This window comes from Loktanella sp. M215 (genome assembly GCF_021735925.1).
Taxonomy (GTDB): Bacteria; Pseudomonadota; Alphaproteobacteria; order Rhodobacterales; family Rhodobacteraceae; genus Loktanella.
On sequence record NZ_WMEA01000001.1, the window covers coordinates 3,883,515 to 3,899,600 of the forward strand.

A 16,086-nucleotide genomic window follows, 5' to 3' on the forward strand; every position below is an offset into this window, starting at 1 on the left:
TCAGTACCGGATCCTTGGGTCGAAGAATGAATAGGAGATGTCGATCAGCAGGTTGACCGCCACGTAGATGCCCGCCGTCAGCAGGATCATCGCCTGGATCACGGGATAGTCGCGGGCCAAGATCGCATCGACGGTCAGTCGTCCGATGCCGGGGATGTTGAACACGCTTTCCGTGACAACGACGCCGGAGATCAGCAGCGCGAACCCTGTCCCGATGATCGTCAGGATCGGCACCGCCGCATTGCGCAGGGCATGGCGGAACAGCACGACATTCTCGCGCACACCCTTGGCCCGCGCCGTGCGGATGTAATCCTCGCCCAGCACCTCCAGCATGGAGGCGCGCGTCATGCGGGCGATGAGCGCGATATAGATCGTGGCCAGGGTCAGCGAGGGCAGGATGGCGCGGCTGAAGAAGGCGCCAAACCCTTCGGACGGTGACTTGTAGCCTTGCACCGGCACCCATTTCAGGTCGATGGCGAAGATCTGGATCAGGATGTAGCCGATGACGAAGACCGGCACGGAAAACCCGAGGACCGAGAACGACATCACCAGAAAATCGACCCACGTCCGGTGACGCCACGCGGCAATCACCCCCATCGGGACAGCCAGCGCGACCGAGATCACGATCGTCATCAGCGCGATATTCATGGTCGGCCCCAGCCGGTCGGCGATCATGCCCGCCACGGGTGTATTCGAAAGCAAAGAGGTGCCGAGATTTCCGCGGGCCAACTGCCCCATCCACGTCACGAACTGCGTCAGCAGCGGATCGTTCAGGCCCAGACTGTCGCGGATCCTTTCCAGCTGTGCAGGGGTCGCGGCATCGCCCGCCAAGATCGCGGCAGGGTCGCCGGGGGTCAGACGCAACAGCAGGAACACGAAGATGGCGACGATCACCATCACCGGGATCGTGGCCAGCACGCGCTTCAGGATATAGACGAACATGGCCGCAGCTCCTTGGGGGTCGGATGAAGGATGCGCCGCGCGGCGCATCCTCCGGTGCAGATCACTCTGCGGCTTTGGTCATGTTCCAGAACACCGGCACCGGCGACGGGATCATGTTTTTGATTGTGTTCCGGCGCGCCTGCGGGATCACGTATTCGCCCATCATCAGGTAATTCACGTTGTCCATGACGTGTGCTTGAATGCGGACCGCGATCTCTTTCTTGGTCGCGTCGTCGCTGGCTGCGACATATTCGGTGCGCATCGCCTCGATCTCGGGGTCGTCGGGCCAGCCGAACCACGCGTCGTCACCGCGTCCGTTCAGCATCACGTTGACCAAGGGGTCCGAGATTTCGGGGACCATCCAGTTGGTGAAGAACAGGTTCCAGCCGCCATCCGCAACCGGGCTTTGCATCGCGCGGCGCTGCACGACCGACTGCCAGTCCATCGCCTGTAGATCGACCTCGAACCCCGCCTCGCGCAGGGCCTGTGCCGCCACGACAGGCTGGTTGTTCAGGCTGATGACGTCCGTGGGCGCCATCAGAACGACGGGCGTGCCATCGTATCCGGCCTCTTCCAGCAGGGCCTTGGCCTTTTCGGGATCGGCGCCGCCGGTCAGCATGTCGGACCCTGCTGGATCGCCCAGCGGCGTGGAACAGCCGAAGATCGCACCGCAGACGTTGTAGTACTCTGGATCGCCCTGCATCGTCGCCAGCATGGATTCCTGATCCAGCGCCGCCATGGCGGCCTGCCGTACCAGCTTGTTGTCGAACGGAGGGAACAGGAAATTGGGGCGTCCGATCGTGACGTATCCAAGGTTGTCGCGCTTCTCGACGGTGACGTCGGGATTGCCTTCAAGAATTGGCATCAGGTCGATCTGGACTTGTTCCAGATAGTCGATCTCTCCCGCAGACAGGGCGTTCAAGGCGGTCAGCGCATCCGGCATCGTGGTCCAGACCACCTTGTCGACGTTCACGACCTTGCCGCCCGCCATCCATGACGCGGGCTCGTCGCGGGGCACGTAGTCCGCGAACTTGTCGTAAGTCACGGATACGCCGGGCTCATACTCCGCCTCGTTGAACACGAACGGACCGGAGCCCACATATTCAGTGATCGTCTCGTCCGGGGATGTCGCCGCGATCCGGGCTGGCATGATGAAGGGCGGGACGGCGGATTGCTTGGAAATCACGTCCAGCAGCGGGCCAAAGGGCTTGGACAAGGTCCAGACGATGGTCTTGTCGTCGGGCGCTGCGATGCTTGTCGTCACGTCCATGATCAGCTGACCACCGGAATCGCGCTTGCCCCACCGCTCCAGCGAGGCGACGACATCGGCCCCGGTCACCGGCGCGCCGTCGTGGAACATCAGGCCATCGCGCAGGGTGAAGGTATAGGTCAGCCCGTCGTCCGAAATCGCCCAGCTGGCCATCTGCGGCTGCGGGGTAAAGGTGTCGTCCACCGCCGTCAGCACGTCATAGATCATGTAGCCATGGTCGCGGGTGATGTGGGCGGTCGTGATGACCGGGTCCAGCACGCGCAGGCCAGAGTGCATGACCGCTGTGATGGTGGTTTCACCGTCCTGCGCCAGCAGGGCTGCAGGTGTCATCAGGGCCGTTCCGGTCAAAAGGGCAGCGGCAAGGCCGCGGGTGGTTTTCAGCGTGTGTCGCAATGTCAGCATGTCTGTTTCCCATGTTGGTTGTCGGTGCTTTGGTGTTGGACCGCGGCGCGCGTGTCGCCGGGATAGGGACGCGCCGCAGCGGCGCGCGGGGTGGCAAAGGCGGGACCGCCCGGTGACAGCCGCAGACCGTCGCGCAGCCGCGTGAACGGCAGGTCCGCAGGGTCGAAGGGCATCGGGCCGGGCGCGCGGGCGATCAGGATCTCCCGCGCGATGGGCGCGAAATCGGCCCGGAAATGGGTGGAACTCTTGACGACGAGGATCGCCTGATCCTCTGGCACGATACCGACAAAGCGGAGCATCTCGCGATCCGCCATCTGTGCGATGCCCGTCGTTACGACGACCCGCACCCCGCCGATCCGCAGACAGGCAGACAGCCCGAGGTTCAGATGCGTGCCGCCGTAATAGGGGCCCGTCGCGTGCAGGGCGCCGTCCGACAGGTGTTCGACCGTGGCCTCGACCTGCACCGGATGATCCCCCGGCACGCCCGGATGCCCACCGATGGAGAATCGGGCGACGGCGCCCTGCCCTGCGTTATGGGCTTGTGCCGCAGTGGCGGGATCCACGATCAGGCCGATGGCCGCATCCTGCGCATCCGCAGCGATGAGGGCCCGCAGCGTTCCCGTCGTGGCCGACACACCACCGGCACCGGGATTGTCCTGCGTGTCGGCGATCACGACCGGGCCGCGTCCTGTGCCTCGCGTCATCTCTACCGCCTTGGCTACGGCCTCTGTCGCCGTGTAGGTCACGCTGTCGAACGCCGTCTCTGCTGCCTCATAGGCCGCGGCGATGGTGTCTGCGGCAAGGTCTGCCGCGGCCTGTGTCGGCGCAAACGCGATCGCGACCGGCCCGCAGTCCGGGATATCCGCCGCCGGAAACCCCATGAACAGCGAGGCCGTCATCGCCCCCGCCGCCTCGACCTGTGGCAGCATGGCGTAAAGGCCGTCGGCTGGGGCCATATCCGTGGACTGGAACGGAATCGGGACAAGGTAAGACATCCGCCGGCAGGCCTTGAACGGCCGCTGTCCTGTCTGCATCAGGGTGTCCAGCAACCGCGCCGCAGCGGCCCCTGTATCGGCCATGTCGACGTGGGGATAGGTTCGGAACCCGACGAGGACATCGACCGTTTGAACGAAATCGTCCGAAATGTTGCCGTGCAGATCGAGAGCCGCAGCAATCGGCACGTCGGGCCCGACCACGGCACGGACACGCCGCGCGATCTCGCCTTCACCGTCGTCCACGTGCTCCACGACCATCGCCCCGTGCAGATCGAGAAACACGCCGTCCAGCGGCCCGGCGGCGGCAATGCCCGCCACGATCTCTGCCGCGATCATCTCGAACGCCTCGCGTGTCACACGCGCGGACGGAATCGCCCCTGCCCAAAGGATGGGCTTTACGTCCCACCCGCGTGCCGCAGCCACTGACAAGGCACCCGACATGCCAAGGTTCACGCCGGCAAAGGCGGGAATCATCGCCGCCCCGCGTGTCATCGGGACATAGCCACCCCCGTTCCGGAAGGCAGCCATATCCGCGAGGTTCGGGGCAAAGGTGTTGGTTTCATGAAGGAAACCCGCAACTGCAACTCTCATGGCGGTCCTTTTGCGCGTTTCTGGCGACCCGTTTCGACGCTACGTCCCGTATCGCAAGTATTGCCTGACGATACACTCGTAGTGTTGTATGATGCTAGAGATGTGATTGACCCATCGTCAACCCGGAGGATCGGATGACCGGAATTCTACGCGCAGATCCATCGAAACCGATCAATTTTCAGGCAGACGACGACCGTCTGTTCGTCAGATCGGCAGCGCGTGCCATGCATGTCCTCAGCGCGTTCCACCATGCCAGTGGCCCGCTCAGCCTGTCAGAGATTGCAACCAGGGCCGCGATCGACCGGTCCGCGGCGCAGCGGCTGGTGCATACTCTCATGACATTGGGGTACATCCGGCGCAGCGCCGACGATCGCGGGTATTTGCCCGGCCTCAGGTTGCTGGATCACACGCTTGACATCCTGCGGCTGGATCCGGTGGTGCAGAAGGCGACGCCGGTGCTGCTGGAATTGCGCAAGAACATCAGAGAGCGTGTGGACTTCAGCCTCTACGATGAAACGCGGCTGATCTATGCGCTGCGGATGCAAAGCAAGCGCGAGACCTTTTACGCAACCCTCGTCGGGCACAGTGTGCCCACCTTCTGCACCGCCGGCGGGCGGGCGGTTCTGGCAAAACTGCCGGACGCAGAGGCGCAAGAGATCATCCTCCACACGCCACTGCACCGATACACCGCAATGACATTGACCGATCCGGACAGCGTGATGGCGCAGGTCAGGGTCGCCCGCACCGACGGCTTTGCTGTCGTCGTCGATGAATTCGTACAGGGCGAGGTCGCCGTCGGCGTGGCAATCACCGGACGGGACGGCCGGCCGCTGGCCGCGATCCATGTGGCCGGATCGCTGGCGGAATGGACGCCGCAGGATTTCGTCGGCAAAGCCTCTCCCATGGCGATGGAGGCGGCCCGGGCGATCATGGGCGGACTGTGATCGGGGTCGCGCGGCAGGATTGTCCCTTGCTTTCCGTGTGGGCAGCCTCAACCTGAGGCGAGACGTGCGATTCATTTCAGCCCCCTTTACCCTGCGAGGCCCTATGACAACTGTGGATTACGACATCTTCGAGATCACGGACCTACGCCTGCAACGGGGAATCACCCTGCCGCGGGCGCAGCTTGCCTACAAGACCTATGGCCGTCTGGCGCAGGACAAGTCCAACGTCATTCTTTACCCGACATCCTACGGGGCGCAGCACGTCGATACCGAATGGCTGATCGGGCCGGGCCGCGTGCTGGATCCCGACGACTGGTTCATCGTCATCCCCAACATGTTCGGCAACGGCCTGTCCACATCGCCCTCCACCATCGACGCCCCCTTCGGTAAGGACCGGTATCCCACATTCACTCATTGGGACAATGTTCACGCCCAGCGCCGCCTGCTGGAAGAGGTGTTCGGCGTCACGCGACTGGCGATGATCTACGGCTGGTCGATGGGGGCGCAGCAGGCGCTGCACTGGGGCGCGATTTTTCCCGATCAGGTCGAACGCATCTGCGCAGTCTGTGGATCGGCGCGCACCTCGATCCACAATCAGGTCTTTCTGCAAGGCGTCCGCGCGACGCTGACCGGCGATCCGTCCTGGCGCGGCGATCATTTCGCGGATCATCCTGTGCGCGGTCTGCGCGCGATGGGGCGGGTTTATGCCGGCTGGGCCATGTCGCAGGCTTTCTACCGCGAACGGCTCTATGAACGGGTGGGTTACGGCTCGCTCGAGGATTTCCTCGTCCGCTCTTGGGAGGCGAATTTCCTGCGCCGCGATGCCCACGATCTGCTGGCCAGCCTGGACACCTGGATGACCTCGGACATCTCTGACAACGCGATATTTGACGGCAACCTTGAACGGGCGCTGAACGCGATCACGGCCCGTTCGGTCATCATGCCGTCGCGGACCGACCTTTATTTCACGCCAGAAGACAGCGCCTTGGAAACGGCAATGATGCCAAACGCCGCGTTCCGTCCGCTTGAATCGATCTGGGGGCATCGTGCCGGCAATCCGAGCCTCAATCCTGAGGACGAGGCCGTCTTGCGAACCGCCGTCGCCGACCTGCTGAATAGCAGCCCCTCAGCTGATTAGGCATGAACCGCCTTGGCTTTGCGCACGGGCACGGGCACGGCCACGGGCACGGGCACGGGCACGGGCACGACAATGAAGGGCAGTTTACGTCATGTCGCAAGTCAGCGGTCGCCGACGGCCGCTGACAAAGCCAAATCAGCAAAGACGCAAGGTCAGGATGCCGGCAAGACTGATTCATCGCGGGCGTCTGCCAGTGCCTGCGATTTGCGCTGCGCCACGAGTGCGCAGACAAAAAGCTGCGTCAGATGGTAAAGCATCAGCGGCAGCACAGTCGCCCCCAGCGTCGCGGCGGGCACCAGGGCCGTGGCGATCGGCAGACCACTGGCCAGGCTCTTGGTCGATCCGCAAAAGAACAGGACGGCGCGATCCTCGTCCGGCAATCCCAGGGCGCGGCCGGTAAAGGTCATGATCCCCATCGCCAAAGCAAGAAACAGCACCACCACACCGTAAAGCAGGATCAGGCTGGTCCCCGGAATGGCGTACCACAGGCCCGAGACGGTCCCCGCGCTGAACGCCGAATAGACGATCAGCAAAATCGCGCCACGGTCGACCAGCAACGTCGCCGCCTTGTGCCGCTTGACCAGATCACCGACGATGGGGCGCGAGATCTGGCCGATGACGAAGGGCAGCAGGATCTGCAATGCGATTTTCACCACTGCGGCACCACTGATCGCCCCGCCGCCCTGATGCAGGAACACGGCCACCAGCGCGGGTGTCAGGACCACGCCGATCAGGTTGGAAAAGGACGCGGCACAGATCGCCGCCGGCACGTTGCCCCCCGCCATGCCGGTAAAGGCGATCGACGACTGGATGGTGGACGGCAGCACCGCCAGAAAGATCAGGCCAAACGTCAGGTCCGGCCCTAACACACCGCCAAACATGAAGGCGAAGGCCAGTCCAAGCAAGGGGAACAGCAGGTAGGTCGCAGCGAAGGTCAGCCCCTGCAGTCGCCAGTTCAGCATCCCAGACCGGATGGACGCCGCGTCAAGCTTGGCCCCGTAAAGAAAGAACAGCAGCGCCACGGCCCAGAATGTGATCTGCTTCAACACGTCGGCTGCCACACCCTGCACCGGCAGGACCAGGCCGATGACCACCGTGGCAATCAGCAGAAGCATGTAGGTGTCGATGCCAAGGCGTCTGAGGTAGGTCATATGTCCATCCGGCAGTTTGGTTTGCGGTGTCTCACGTTTCGTCTTTCGCCGCCAGTGCGCTGCGACAAGATCAGTATCCCAGCGCCATACCGTCTTTTCGGCTGTCCGATCCACCCTCCAGCAGACCTTCCGTCATCCGGATCGCCTGACTGCCACCGATGGGGGATGCCACGAGCTTGATCGCATGGCCCCGTGCGCCGAGTGCCGTGCGGGTCTCCTCGGGCAATGTCGGCTCTACCTCCAGCACCCCGCCAAAGGCAAAAGTTCGGGGGGCATCCATCGCGGCCTGCAGGGACATGCCATGGTCGATGATGTTGGACAGGAACGTCGCATGTCCGGCGGCCTGATAATGCCCCCCCATGACACCGAAGGGCATTTCGACCCGGCCATCCTTTGACAGCATCGCCGGGATGATCGTGTGCATCGGACGTTTGCCCGGTGCGATGGCGTTCGGATGTCCCGGGATCAGGCGGAAGGACGATCCGCGACTGTGGAACAACACGCCCGTGGCGGGATCAAGACGGGTCGATCCGAACCCGTTGAAGATCGAATTGATCAGCGAGATCGCATTCCCGGCCTCGTCCACGACACAGAGGTAGACGGTGTCCTTGTGCTCTGGCTCGTCCCACAAGGCCGGCGGCAGGGCGCGGTCCATGTCGATGCGGGCCCGCAGGGTCGTGATGACAGCGTCCGACAGCAGCGTCTCTGCCAGATCGCCGCACTCGCCCGGATCGGCCATCAGCGAATCGCGGTGATGATAGGCGAGCTTTGTCGCCTCGGCGTGCAGGTGGATACGGTCGACCTCTGACATCGTGGCGATGTCGAAGCCTTCCATGATCCGCAGGATCACGAGGGCCGCCAGCCCCTGCCCGTTCGGCGGACATTCGTGCACGTCGTAACCACGGTAGGACGCCTGGATCGGTGTCACCCAATGCGCAGCGTCCGCGCCCGCGGCAAAATCCGCGGTCGTGTGAAAGCCGCCGAGGGATTGCAGGTAAGCCACCATACGGGCGGCCGTGTCATCCTTGTAAAACCCGTCCGCACCCTGCGCCGCGATCTCGCGCAAACGGTCAGCCAACAGAGGCTGGGCATGGCGCTCTCCGACCTGCGGTGCGCGGCCATTGGGCAGGAACAGGGCTGCCGCATTAGCATCGCCCGCGACGAAATCGACATGGGCCGCCCAGTCCTTTGCGACGCGCGGCGTGATCCGGTAGCCGTCCGCAGCGTAGCCGATGGCACGGGCAAAGATGCGGTCCAACGGCAGGCTGCCGTGATCGCCGTGCAGCCGGCACCAGCCGGAGATCGCGCCGGGGATGGTCACCGCATGCGGGCTCGTCTTGGGAATCTCGTCCATCAGACCCGCCGCATTCAGCGCGGCGATGGTGGCCCCGGCAGGTGCGCGACCCGAGGCGTTCAGGGCCTTCACCGCGCCACCGGCGGGGGCATAAAGGGCAAAGCAATCCCCGCCGATCCCGGTCATCAGCGGATCGACGACACATTGCACCGCAACCGCAGCCAGTGCCGCATCGACGGCGTTTCCACCCGCCGACAGAATGTCGAGGCCAGCGGCCGTGGACAATGGATGAGAGGTCGCAACCATTGCCCGCCCCGAAAACGTGGAGGGGCGGCGGGCAGAGAAGAAGTCATGCATGAAGGTCTCGTTTCTGTCGGTTTGGCGTATCGTCGGTCAGGGGATGAAAGCAGGCAGCCGCGCGGTCGGGACGGGCCAGACGCACCAGCGCCGGATCGCTGCGCCGGCAATCCGCCTGCACCATATCGCACCGCCCCGAAAAGCGACACCCGGGCGGCAGGTCGAGAGGGCTTGGGATTTCGCCCGGCAGCGGGTCGGTGATCGGGGCAAAGAAATCCGGTGCAGCCCGGCGCAGGGCGCGGGCATAGGGATGCGCCGGCGCAGTCAGCACCGCGTTCGTCGGTCCGGTTTCGACGATGCGCCCCAGATACATGATCGCGATGTCGTCGCACAGATAACTCGCGACGCCCAGATCGTGGGTGATGAACACCAGCGTCAGCGCCATGTCGCGCTGCAGGCGCCGCAGCAGGTTCAAAAGCTGCGCCTGCGTCGACACATCCAGACCCGACACCGCCTCGTCCGCGACCAGAACCGTCGGTTCCGACGCCAGCGCCCGGGCAATCGCGACCCGCCGGACCTGCCCGCCCGACATGGCCGAGGGATAGCGCTGCGCGACCTCTTGCGGCAGGCCGACGCGGGCCAGCAGGGCGTTGATCCGTGCGGGAATGTCCGCCTCGGGACAGATGGCGAAGTGGCGCAGAGGTTCCGCGATCAGTGCCGCGATCGTCATGCGCGGGTTCAGCGAGCCGCGGGCGTCCTGATAGACCATCGCGACCTGCCGGGCGAAGTCCGTGCCTTCGGCCCGTACTTCGTCCACGGGGCGGCCCATATAGAGGGCGCGGCCCTCGGTCGGGCGGGTCAGGCCCAGCAACACGCGGAGCAGCGTCGACTTGCCGGACCCGCTTTCGCCCACCAGTGCGATGGAAGAGCCCTTGCGGATCTTCAGCCGGACGCCGTCCAGCGCTGGCAAACCCACTTTTGCGGTGGAAAACACCGTGCCTGGCTTGCGCACCATGTAGACCTTCTCGACCTCGATCAGTTCAAAAAGGGGTTGGACGTCGGGCGCATCGGTCATGCGGGTTCCTCCGGGTTCCAGCACGCCAGACTGCGGCCCGCGACGTCCTGCAACGGGGGCCGGTCGGTGCTGCACTGTGCCAGGGCGCGGGGGCACCGCGTGGCGAACCGGCATCCGGCCGGCAGGTCGTCGTAGCCGGGAACGCTCCCCTCTGGCGGGTCTAGGTCGGTCGTGCCGATCTCGATCACGCAGGATTTCAACAACCGCGTGTAGGGATGACGTGGGTCGCGCAACACAATGTCCGACGGCCCCGCCTCCATCACCTGACCCGCATAAAGGACCACAATCCGGTCGCAGGACTGGCTGGCCAGCGCCAGATCGTGCAACACGAAGATGCAACTCGCGCCCTTCGCCTTGGTCTGGTCCAGGATCAGCCGCACGATCTGCGCCTGAATGGTGACATCCAGCGCAGAGGTGGGTTCATCCGCGAACAGCAGATCGGGACTGCAGGCAAGTGCGATGGCAATCATGACCCGCTGCTGCATCCCGCCGGACAACTGGTGCGGATAGGCCGACATGCGGGCGGCGGCATCGTTCAGACCGACGCTGTCCAGCAGGTCCACCGCCCGGGTCCGCGCCGTGTTCCGGTCCAGTCCCAACTGCCGCCGCAGGACCGATATCAATTGACTGCCAACCGTATAGCAGGGGTTCAGCGCGGCACCCGCGTCCTGAAAGATCATCGCGATGCGTTGACCGCGCAGGCTGCTCCACGCCCGCTCTTTCATCGCCAGCAGGTCTGGCACATCGTCGAACGCCGCCTGCCCCGCCACCCGGGCCTGCCCTGCAAGCAACCCCATCAAGGCCGCCGCGATGGTCGATTTGCCGGCACCGCTTTCCCCGACAAGCGCCAGAGTCTCGCCTTTACCCAGGGTAAAGCTGACATCGTCAAGGATCCTGCGGGATCCGCGATGGACGGTCAGCCCCGCGACCTTCAACAGCGTATCGGTCATTGGCCGCCTCTCATCCTGGGGTCGAATTCCTCGCGGATGCCATCGCCCACGATGGCCAGCGCGATCAGCAGCAGCGCCAGCGCAAGCCCCGGCATCCCCGACATCCACGGCGCGAAACTGACAAAGCCGCGACCCTCGGCGATCATCAACCCCCAGTCCGGCGTCGGCGGCGTCACCCCGATCCCGAGAAACGACAGCGACGACGACACAAGGATCGCCTCTGACACCCGGACGGTGATCTGCACCGCCAGCGGAAAGACGATATTGGGTAGGATATGCCGCCGGATCACCGTCAGGCGCAAAATGCTCATCAGGCCTGCGGCTTCGACGAACAGTTGCGACGACACCTGCAACACGTCGGACCGCACGGTGCGCGAGAAGGGACCGATCATCGAAATGCCGACGGCAATCGCCACCTTGTCGACCCCCTGCCCCAGGATGGCGATGACGGCGATCGCGAGGATCAGCGACGGCAGCGCCAGGATCGAGTCGATCAGGCGCATGAGCACCCATTCCACCCAGCCCGTCGTCAGACCCGCAGCGGTGCCAAGGATCAGACCGCCGGTCGCGCCGATCAGGATCGCGAAAAAGGCGATCGACAAGGCATAACGCGCCCCGAAGATGATCCGCGACAGGATATCCTGCCCATAACTGTCGGTCCCCAGCAGATGGTCACCGCCCGGTGCCGCCATCATCGCCTCGATCGATTGCTGCGTCGGGTCATAGGGCGCGATCAGCGGCGCGAAGACCGCGCAGACGACAAATCCCAGTGTCACGACCAGTGCGACGGTAAAGAACGGGCGGCGCAGGAACATGTGGCGGCGACGCACCTTGGCGGGACGCGGGGACGCGACGGCAGAGGTATCCATCAGCGCGCCCTCAGTCTGGGGTCAAGAAAGGGATAGGACAGATCGACCGCAAGGTTGACCAGAATGAACAGCGTCGCCGTCAGCATGACACCCGCCTGCACCAGCACGTATTCGCGGCCCAGCACAGCGCCGGTCAGCATCTGCCCAAGGCCGGGCAGCGAAAAGACCGTTTCCGTCAGCACGGCACCCTGCAGGATCGCGCCCAGCTGCAGCCCGATCACCGTGACGAGGGGCATCAGGATATTGCGGAAGGCATGCACCCAGATCACCCGGCGGCGCGGTTCGCCCCGGGCAATGGCGGCAGTGATATAGGGTTGGTCCAGCACCTCGACCATGGCGGCGCGGGTGACGCGGACGATCATGCCGATAAAGAACGTGGCCAGCGTGAAGGACGGCAGGACCAGGTGAAGCATGCCTTGCCAGAAATCCTCCCACGGGGGCACGAACCCCATGACGGGAAAGAAGCCGACCTTGACGGCAAAGAACCAGATCAGCACGATTCCAAGGAAGAACGACGGAAACGCCGTGCCCGTCAGCGCCAGCGCCGCGATGCCGGCGTCCCAGAACGTATCCTTGCGAACGGCGGACATCACGCCTAGCGGGACGCCGATCACGATGGCGAGGATGATCGCGCAGGCGGTCAGCGTCAGGGTGACCGGCAGCGCCTCCTTCACCACGAAGTCGAAGATGTCGGTCTTGGCGACGTAGGAATTGCCCCAGTTGCCCGTTGCAAAGTCGCCCAGCCAGCGGACGTACTGGATGACGACAGGCTGATCCAGACCCAGCTGCGCCTGCAGATCGTCGTAACTGTCCTGGGAAAACTCCGTGCCCAGCATCAGCACGACCGGATCGCCGGGTGCCAGCTTCAGCAGACTGAAGCTGGCAATCGACACGATCAGAAGCACCGCGAGCGTTTGAAGGATTCGACCGGCGGCGCGGGCAAGCATCAGGCAAGGCTTACCGTGTTGAGGTTCAACAGGTCACAGGGCACATAGTTGAAACCCTGCACCTTGTTGCTGAAGATCTTGTACAGCGGGAAATGCGCCAGCATCGCGACGGGCGCTTCGTCCACCATTAGGTCTTCGGCCTCGTTGTACAGCTTCGACCGGGCGGCGACGTCCAGAATAACCTGCGCTTCGGCGCAGAGCCTGTCGAAGTCGGCGTTGCTCCACCCCCAGTAGTTCCACGACCCATCGGTCTTGAACTCGGGGTACAGGGTTTCGTCCGGGTCCAAGTCGGCGGTCCAGAAGAAGTCGAGCATCTCAAAATCGCGATCCTGCAGGCGCTGCGTCCAGGCGGCGTTTTCCAGCAGCTCCAGCTTTACCTTGATCCCGATCTCGGCCAGCATCGGCGCCACGATCTGGGCGACGCGCGTGCCAGCGGGCGGGTTCTCGGTCATGATGTAGGTGACCTCGATCTCATCCTGATTGGCGGCCTTGGCGCGGAACTCCTTCGCCTTTTCAAGGTCGTAAAACTGCCCGCGTCCGGATTGAGCGATATCGGGATCGTAGAACCCGCTCATCGGGGGCGAGATCGGTGTATAGGCCTGCTTGGCCAGACCGAAATACGCCTGCTTCAGAACCGCATCGCGGTCGATGGCGAAGGCGACGGCACGGCGCAAGTTCACGTCGTCGAAGGGCGGCTTTTGCGTGTTCATGCCGACGTAGGTATAATTGCCCTCGACCCCGCCATAGACGTTCAGGTTCGGCATCTTCTTGACCTGTTCGATCAGCTGCATCGGGCAATCGTTCATCCCGTCGATCTGACCAGAGATCAGCGCGGCGAGTGCAGTGGACGGCTCGTCGATGATCATGAACGACACCTTTTCCAGCTTGGGCAGGCCTGCCTCGAAATACTCGGTGTTGGCCACCAGTTCGATGCTGTCGTTTTCCTTCCAGGACACGAACTTGAAGGGACCCGTGCCCACCGGATTGCGACCGAAATCCTCACCGTACTTCTCGACGGCTGCGGGGCTGACGATGGTGCCCGCACGCCCGATGGACCCCGTCAGGGCGACGGGCAGAAACGCATAGGGTTCAGAGAAATGCAGTTTGAAGGTCAGCGGGTCGATGATCTCGACCTCCTCCAGCTTTTCCAGCTTCCACGCATGGGGCGAGGCCGGGGTGCCGGACTTGACGCGCATCAGGTTGAACTTGATCGCCTCGGCGTCGCAGGGGGTGCCGTCGTGGAACATGACGCCCGGATGCAGGGTAAAGGCGTGGGTCTTCTCGTCTTCCAGATCCCAGGTCGCGGCCAGATCGGGTTCGAATGTCACGGTGGTGCCATCATAGACGACCTTCAGCAGACCGTTGCAGATGTTGCTGATGATCTGCACGGCCCCCAGTCGGAACGTGAAATGCGGGTCCAGTGTGTCGATCGGCTTGATCTCACCGATCTTGATGTGTCCGCTTTGCGCGGCCTGCGCCATCGCAGGGAATGCACCACCGGTCGTGGCCGCAATCATGCCTGCGCCCATCCCTTTCAGAATCGTGCGCCGGCCCAAGCGTGCTGCGACATGTCGTGCCAGAATGTCCTTGTGATCTTGCATCGTCTATCCCCGTTTCCATTTGTGTCGTTCGTAAACGACGGGCATCCGCACCCGCCACGAAGGGCGCACAACTCCCCCGGCCGCATATCCTGCAGTCTTCTGACAAGGCTCCGTGCTGGAATCAGTAGGGCCGACCTGTATACATGTCACAAGGTCGGTACCGCGATATGTATACAGGTCACGCCAAAAGATGCACAATTGACCAGAAAAGGATTGAGATGACCAAAAGTTCGGCGGACCAGATATACGACACGCTCCTCGAGAGGATCGTCGATGGCAAGTTACGCCCGGGGGATTCCCTGGCCGAGCAAACCATTGCCCGGGATTTTGGTCTGTCACGCACGCCGGTGCGCGAAGCGCTGCAACGTCTGTCGAGCGCTGGTCTGACCGAGCGCGGGACACGCCGGGCGTTCGTCGTCCGCCGCATGGGTCAAGCCGAACTGCAGGATCTGTTCGAAGCGTTAGGTGAACTGGAAGCGCTCGTTGCGCGTCTCGCCGCGCTTCGCATGACTGAAATCGAGCGGCACCAGTTGCGTGATATCGTGGCAGAGGGCGACCGGCCTGACGCCGACTACGAAAAGGTCAATGTCCGGTTTCACGACATCCTGCGTCACGGTGCTCACAACGCCATGCTGTCAGGGCTGCTGGATGATCTGCACCGGCGGACCCTGCCGTGGCGCGGCGCGCAGTTTCGCGCCAGATCCGATCGCGTCGCGACATCCAGACTGGAACACCACGCCATCCTCGATGCCATTCTGGCGCAGAACGGCGAGCTGGCTCATTTGCGGATGCGCGAGCATACGGCATCGTCGATGCGCGTGATATCCGAACTGCTGGGTTCATGATACGTGGCGGTTTACCCTGCTTGTCGATGCAGCAGAGCGGCAATTTTCGCGATGCACGGCGGGAATAACCCACCCGGTCGCGCTTCAGTCACGCCGATTGCGGCCGCGATGCAAACCTGCCGTCCGAACGCGCGACACTGGCAGCGAGAGACAGCCGATACCTGAAATGCGCGAACGCAAGCGTCACGATGGCGCGGCCGCCTGCACGTCGCGGACGGATCTTGGACAGCTCACACGCGGGCGGTCGCCGCAGGCCAGCGGCGCGTCAGCGCAGCTTGATACAGAAGTGCTTTTTGACCGGTTCAGAGACCACCCATGTGCCGCTGAACCCCGGTTCGACCACAAAGCCATCGCCGGGCACCAGGTCCACGGCGGCACCGCCGTCCGGCGTGATCGTGATCCGGCCGGCGATCAGGTGCACGAATTCGTAGAACTTGTAGTCGGTGTGCCACGTCCCGACGGTCGATTCCCACGTCCCGCTGATGACGCTTCCGTCGAGGGAGGTATGCTGCACCCAGGTCTTCATCGACGGATCGCCCGCCACCTTGGTCCACCCTTCAAGGTCGGTCAGCAGTGGCGTGGGTCCCGGCGCGGGAAAACGGAAAACCATATCGCTCATGTCAGTCCTTCCGGGGTGCACGCTGCGGTCATGACGCAGTCGTAGGACGCCCGCGCCGCCGTGACAATGGGCATGCACGCGGGACGGCCGGCCGCGCACGTTTCCCGCTTGATCCCCACAGGCCTGCCGGGCGATGTCTCAAGCGACAGGGCGCGA

14 protein-coding genes are annotated in these 16,086 nt (G+C 63.7%); 3 read left to right on the plus strand and 11 right to left on the minus strand.

From position 1 onward, the window contains the following. The 3 genes from GLR48_RS19080 to GLR48_RS19090 all read right to left on the minus strand — a co-directional run bounded on the left by GLR48_RS19080 (position 1) and on the right by GLR48_RS19090 (position 4,200). Positions 1-942 (minus strand): ABC transporter permease, encoded by a 942-nt coding sequence (locus GLR48_RS19080; RefSeq protein ID WP_237063975.1) that lies wholly within the window; start codon positions 940-942, stop codon positions 1-3. A gap of 61 nt (positions 943-1,003) precedes the next feature. Further along, on the minus strand, positions 1,004-2,614 hold the full coding sequence (locus tag GLR48_RS19085) for an ABC transporter substrate-binding protein (protein ID WP_237063977.1): 1,611 nt from the start codon (positions 2,612-2,614) through the stop codon (positions 1,004-1,006). Then, positions 2,608-4,200, minus strand: a complete 1,593-nt coding sequence (locus tag GLR48_RS19090) for a M81 family metallopeptidase (protein WP_237063979.1) — start codon at positions 4,198-4,200, stop codon at positions 2,608-2,610. Before GLR48_RS19090 ends, GLR48_RS19085 begins: the two co-directional genes overlap by 7 nt. 134 nt (positions 4,201-4,334) lie before the next feature. On the opposite strand from GLR48_RS19090, the gene GLR48_RS19095 reads away from it, so the two are divergent. Both GLR48_RS19095 and GLR48_RS19100 read left to right on the plus strand, forming a co-directional pair. Continuing rightward, positions 4,335-5,144: an IclR family transcriptional regulator gene (locus tag GLR48_RS19095; protein ID WP_237063980.1), complete on the plus strand. Its 810-nt coding sequence runs from the start codon at positions 4,335-4,337 to the stop codon at positions 5,142-5,144. A gap of 103 nt (positions 5,145-5,247) precedes the next feature. After that, positions 5,248-6,282, plus strand: a complete 1,035-nt coding sequence (locus GLR48_RS19100; protein ID WP_237063982.1) for an alpha/beta fold hydrolase — start codon at positions 5,248-5,250, stop codon at positions 6,280-6,282. 152 nt (positions 6,283-6,434) lie between these two features. On the opposite strand, the gene GLR48_RS19105 is transcribed toward GLR48_RS19100, so the two are convergent. From GLR48_RS19105 to GLR48_RS19135, 7 genes are all read right to left on the minus strand, one after another. Beyond that, a complete protein-coding gene (locus GLR48_RS19105) occupies positions 6,435-7,433 on the minus strand; it encodes a bile acid:sodium symporter family protein (protein ID WP_237063984.1) in 999 nt (332 codons plus the stop codon). 70 nt (positions 7,434-7,503) lie between these two features. Beyond that, the gene (locus GLR48_RS19110) at positions 7,504-9,084 is read right to left on the minus strand and encodes a gamma-glutamyltransferase family protein (protein WP_237063985.1); all 1,581 of its coding nucleotides are present in this window, start codon (positions 9,082-9,084) and stop codon (positions 7,504-7,506) included. After that, positions 9,077-10,099: an ABC transporter ATP-binding protein gene (locus GLR48_RS19115; protein ID WP_237063987.1), complete on the minus strand. Its 1,023-nt coding sequence runs from the start codon at positions 10,097-10,099 to the stop codon at positions 9,077-9,079. The genes GLR48_RS19110 and GLR48_RS19115 overlap by 8 nt, the downstream gene beginning before the upstream one ends. Next, positions 10,096-11,049: an ABC transporter ATP-binding protein gene (locus GLR48_RS19120; protein WP_237063989.1), complete on the minus strand. Its 954-nt coding sequence runs from the start codon at positions 11,047-11,049 to the stop codon at positions 10,096-10,098. Before GLR48_RS19120 ends, GLR48_RS19115 begins: the two co-directional genes overlap by 4 nt. After that, entirely contained in the window at positions 11,046-11,918 is an 873-nt protein-coding gene (locus GLR48_RS19125; RefSeq protein WP_237063991.1) for an ABC transporter permease, read from the minus strand. Before GLR48_RS19125 ends, GLR48_RS19120 begins: the two co-directional genes overlap by 4 nt. Next, complete coding sequence (locus tag GLR48_RS19130; RefSeq protein WP_237063993.1) at positions 11,918-12,865, minus strand: ABC transporter permease; 948 nt, start codon at positions 12,863-12,865, stop codon at positions 11,918-11,920. Before GLR48_RS19130 ends, GLR48_RS19125 begins: the two co-directional genes overlap by 1 nt. After that, entirely contained in the window at positions 12,865-14,466 is a 1,602-nt protein-coding gene (locus tag GLR48_RS19135) for an ABC transporter substrate-binding protein (protein ID WP_237063995.1), read from the minus strand. Before GLR48_RS19135 ends, GLR48_RS19130 begins: the two co-directional genes overlap by 1 nt. A 218-nt stretch (positions 14,467-14,684) precedes the next feature. Between GLR48_RS19135 and GLR48_RS19140 the strand changes: the two genes are divergently transcribed. After that, the gene (locus GLR48_RS19140) at positions 14,685-15,311 is read left to right on the plus strand and encodes a GntR family transcriptional regulator (RefSeq protein WP_237063997.1); all 627 of its coding nucleotides are present in this window, start codon (positions 14,685-14,687) and stop codon (positions 15,309-15,311) included. A 265-nt stretch (positions 15,312-15,576) separates the two neighbouring features. Here the strand turns inward: GLR48_RS19140 and GLR48_RS19145 are convergent, their stop codons facing one another. After that, positions 15,577-15,930 carry a cupin domain-containing protein gene (locus GLR48_RS19145; protein ID WP_237063999.1) on the minus strand — a complete coding sequence of 118 codons (354 nt, stop codon included), beginning with the start codon at positions 15,928-15,930 and terminating at the stop codon, positions 15,577-15,579. Between the last annotated feature and the right edge of the window lie 156 nt (positions 15,931-16,086).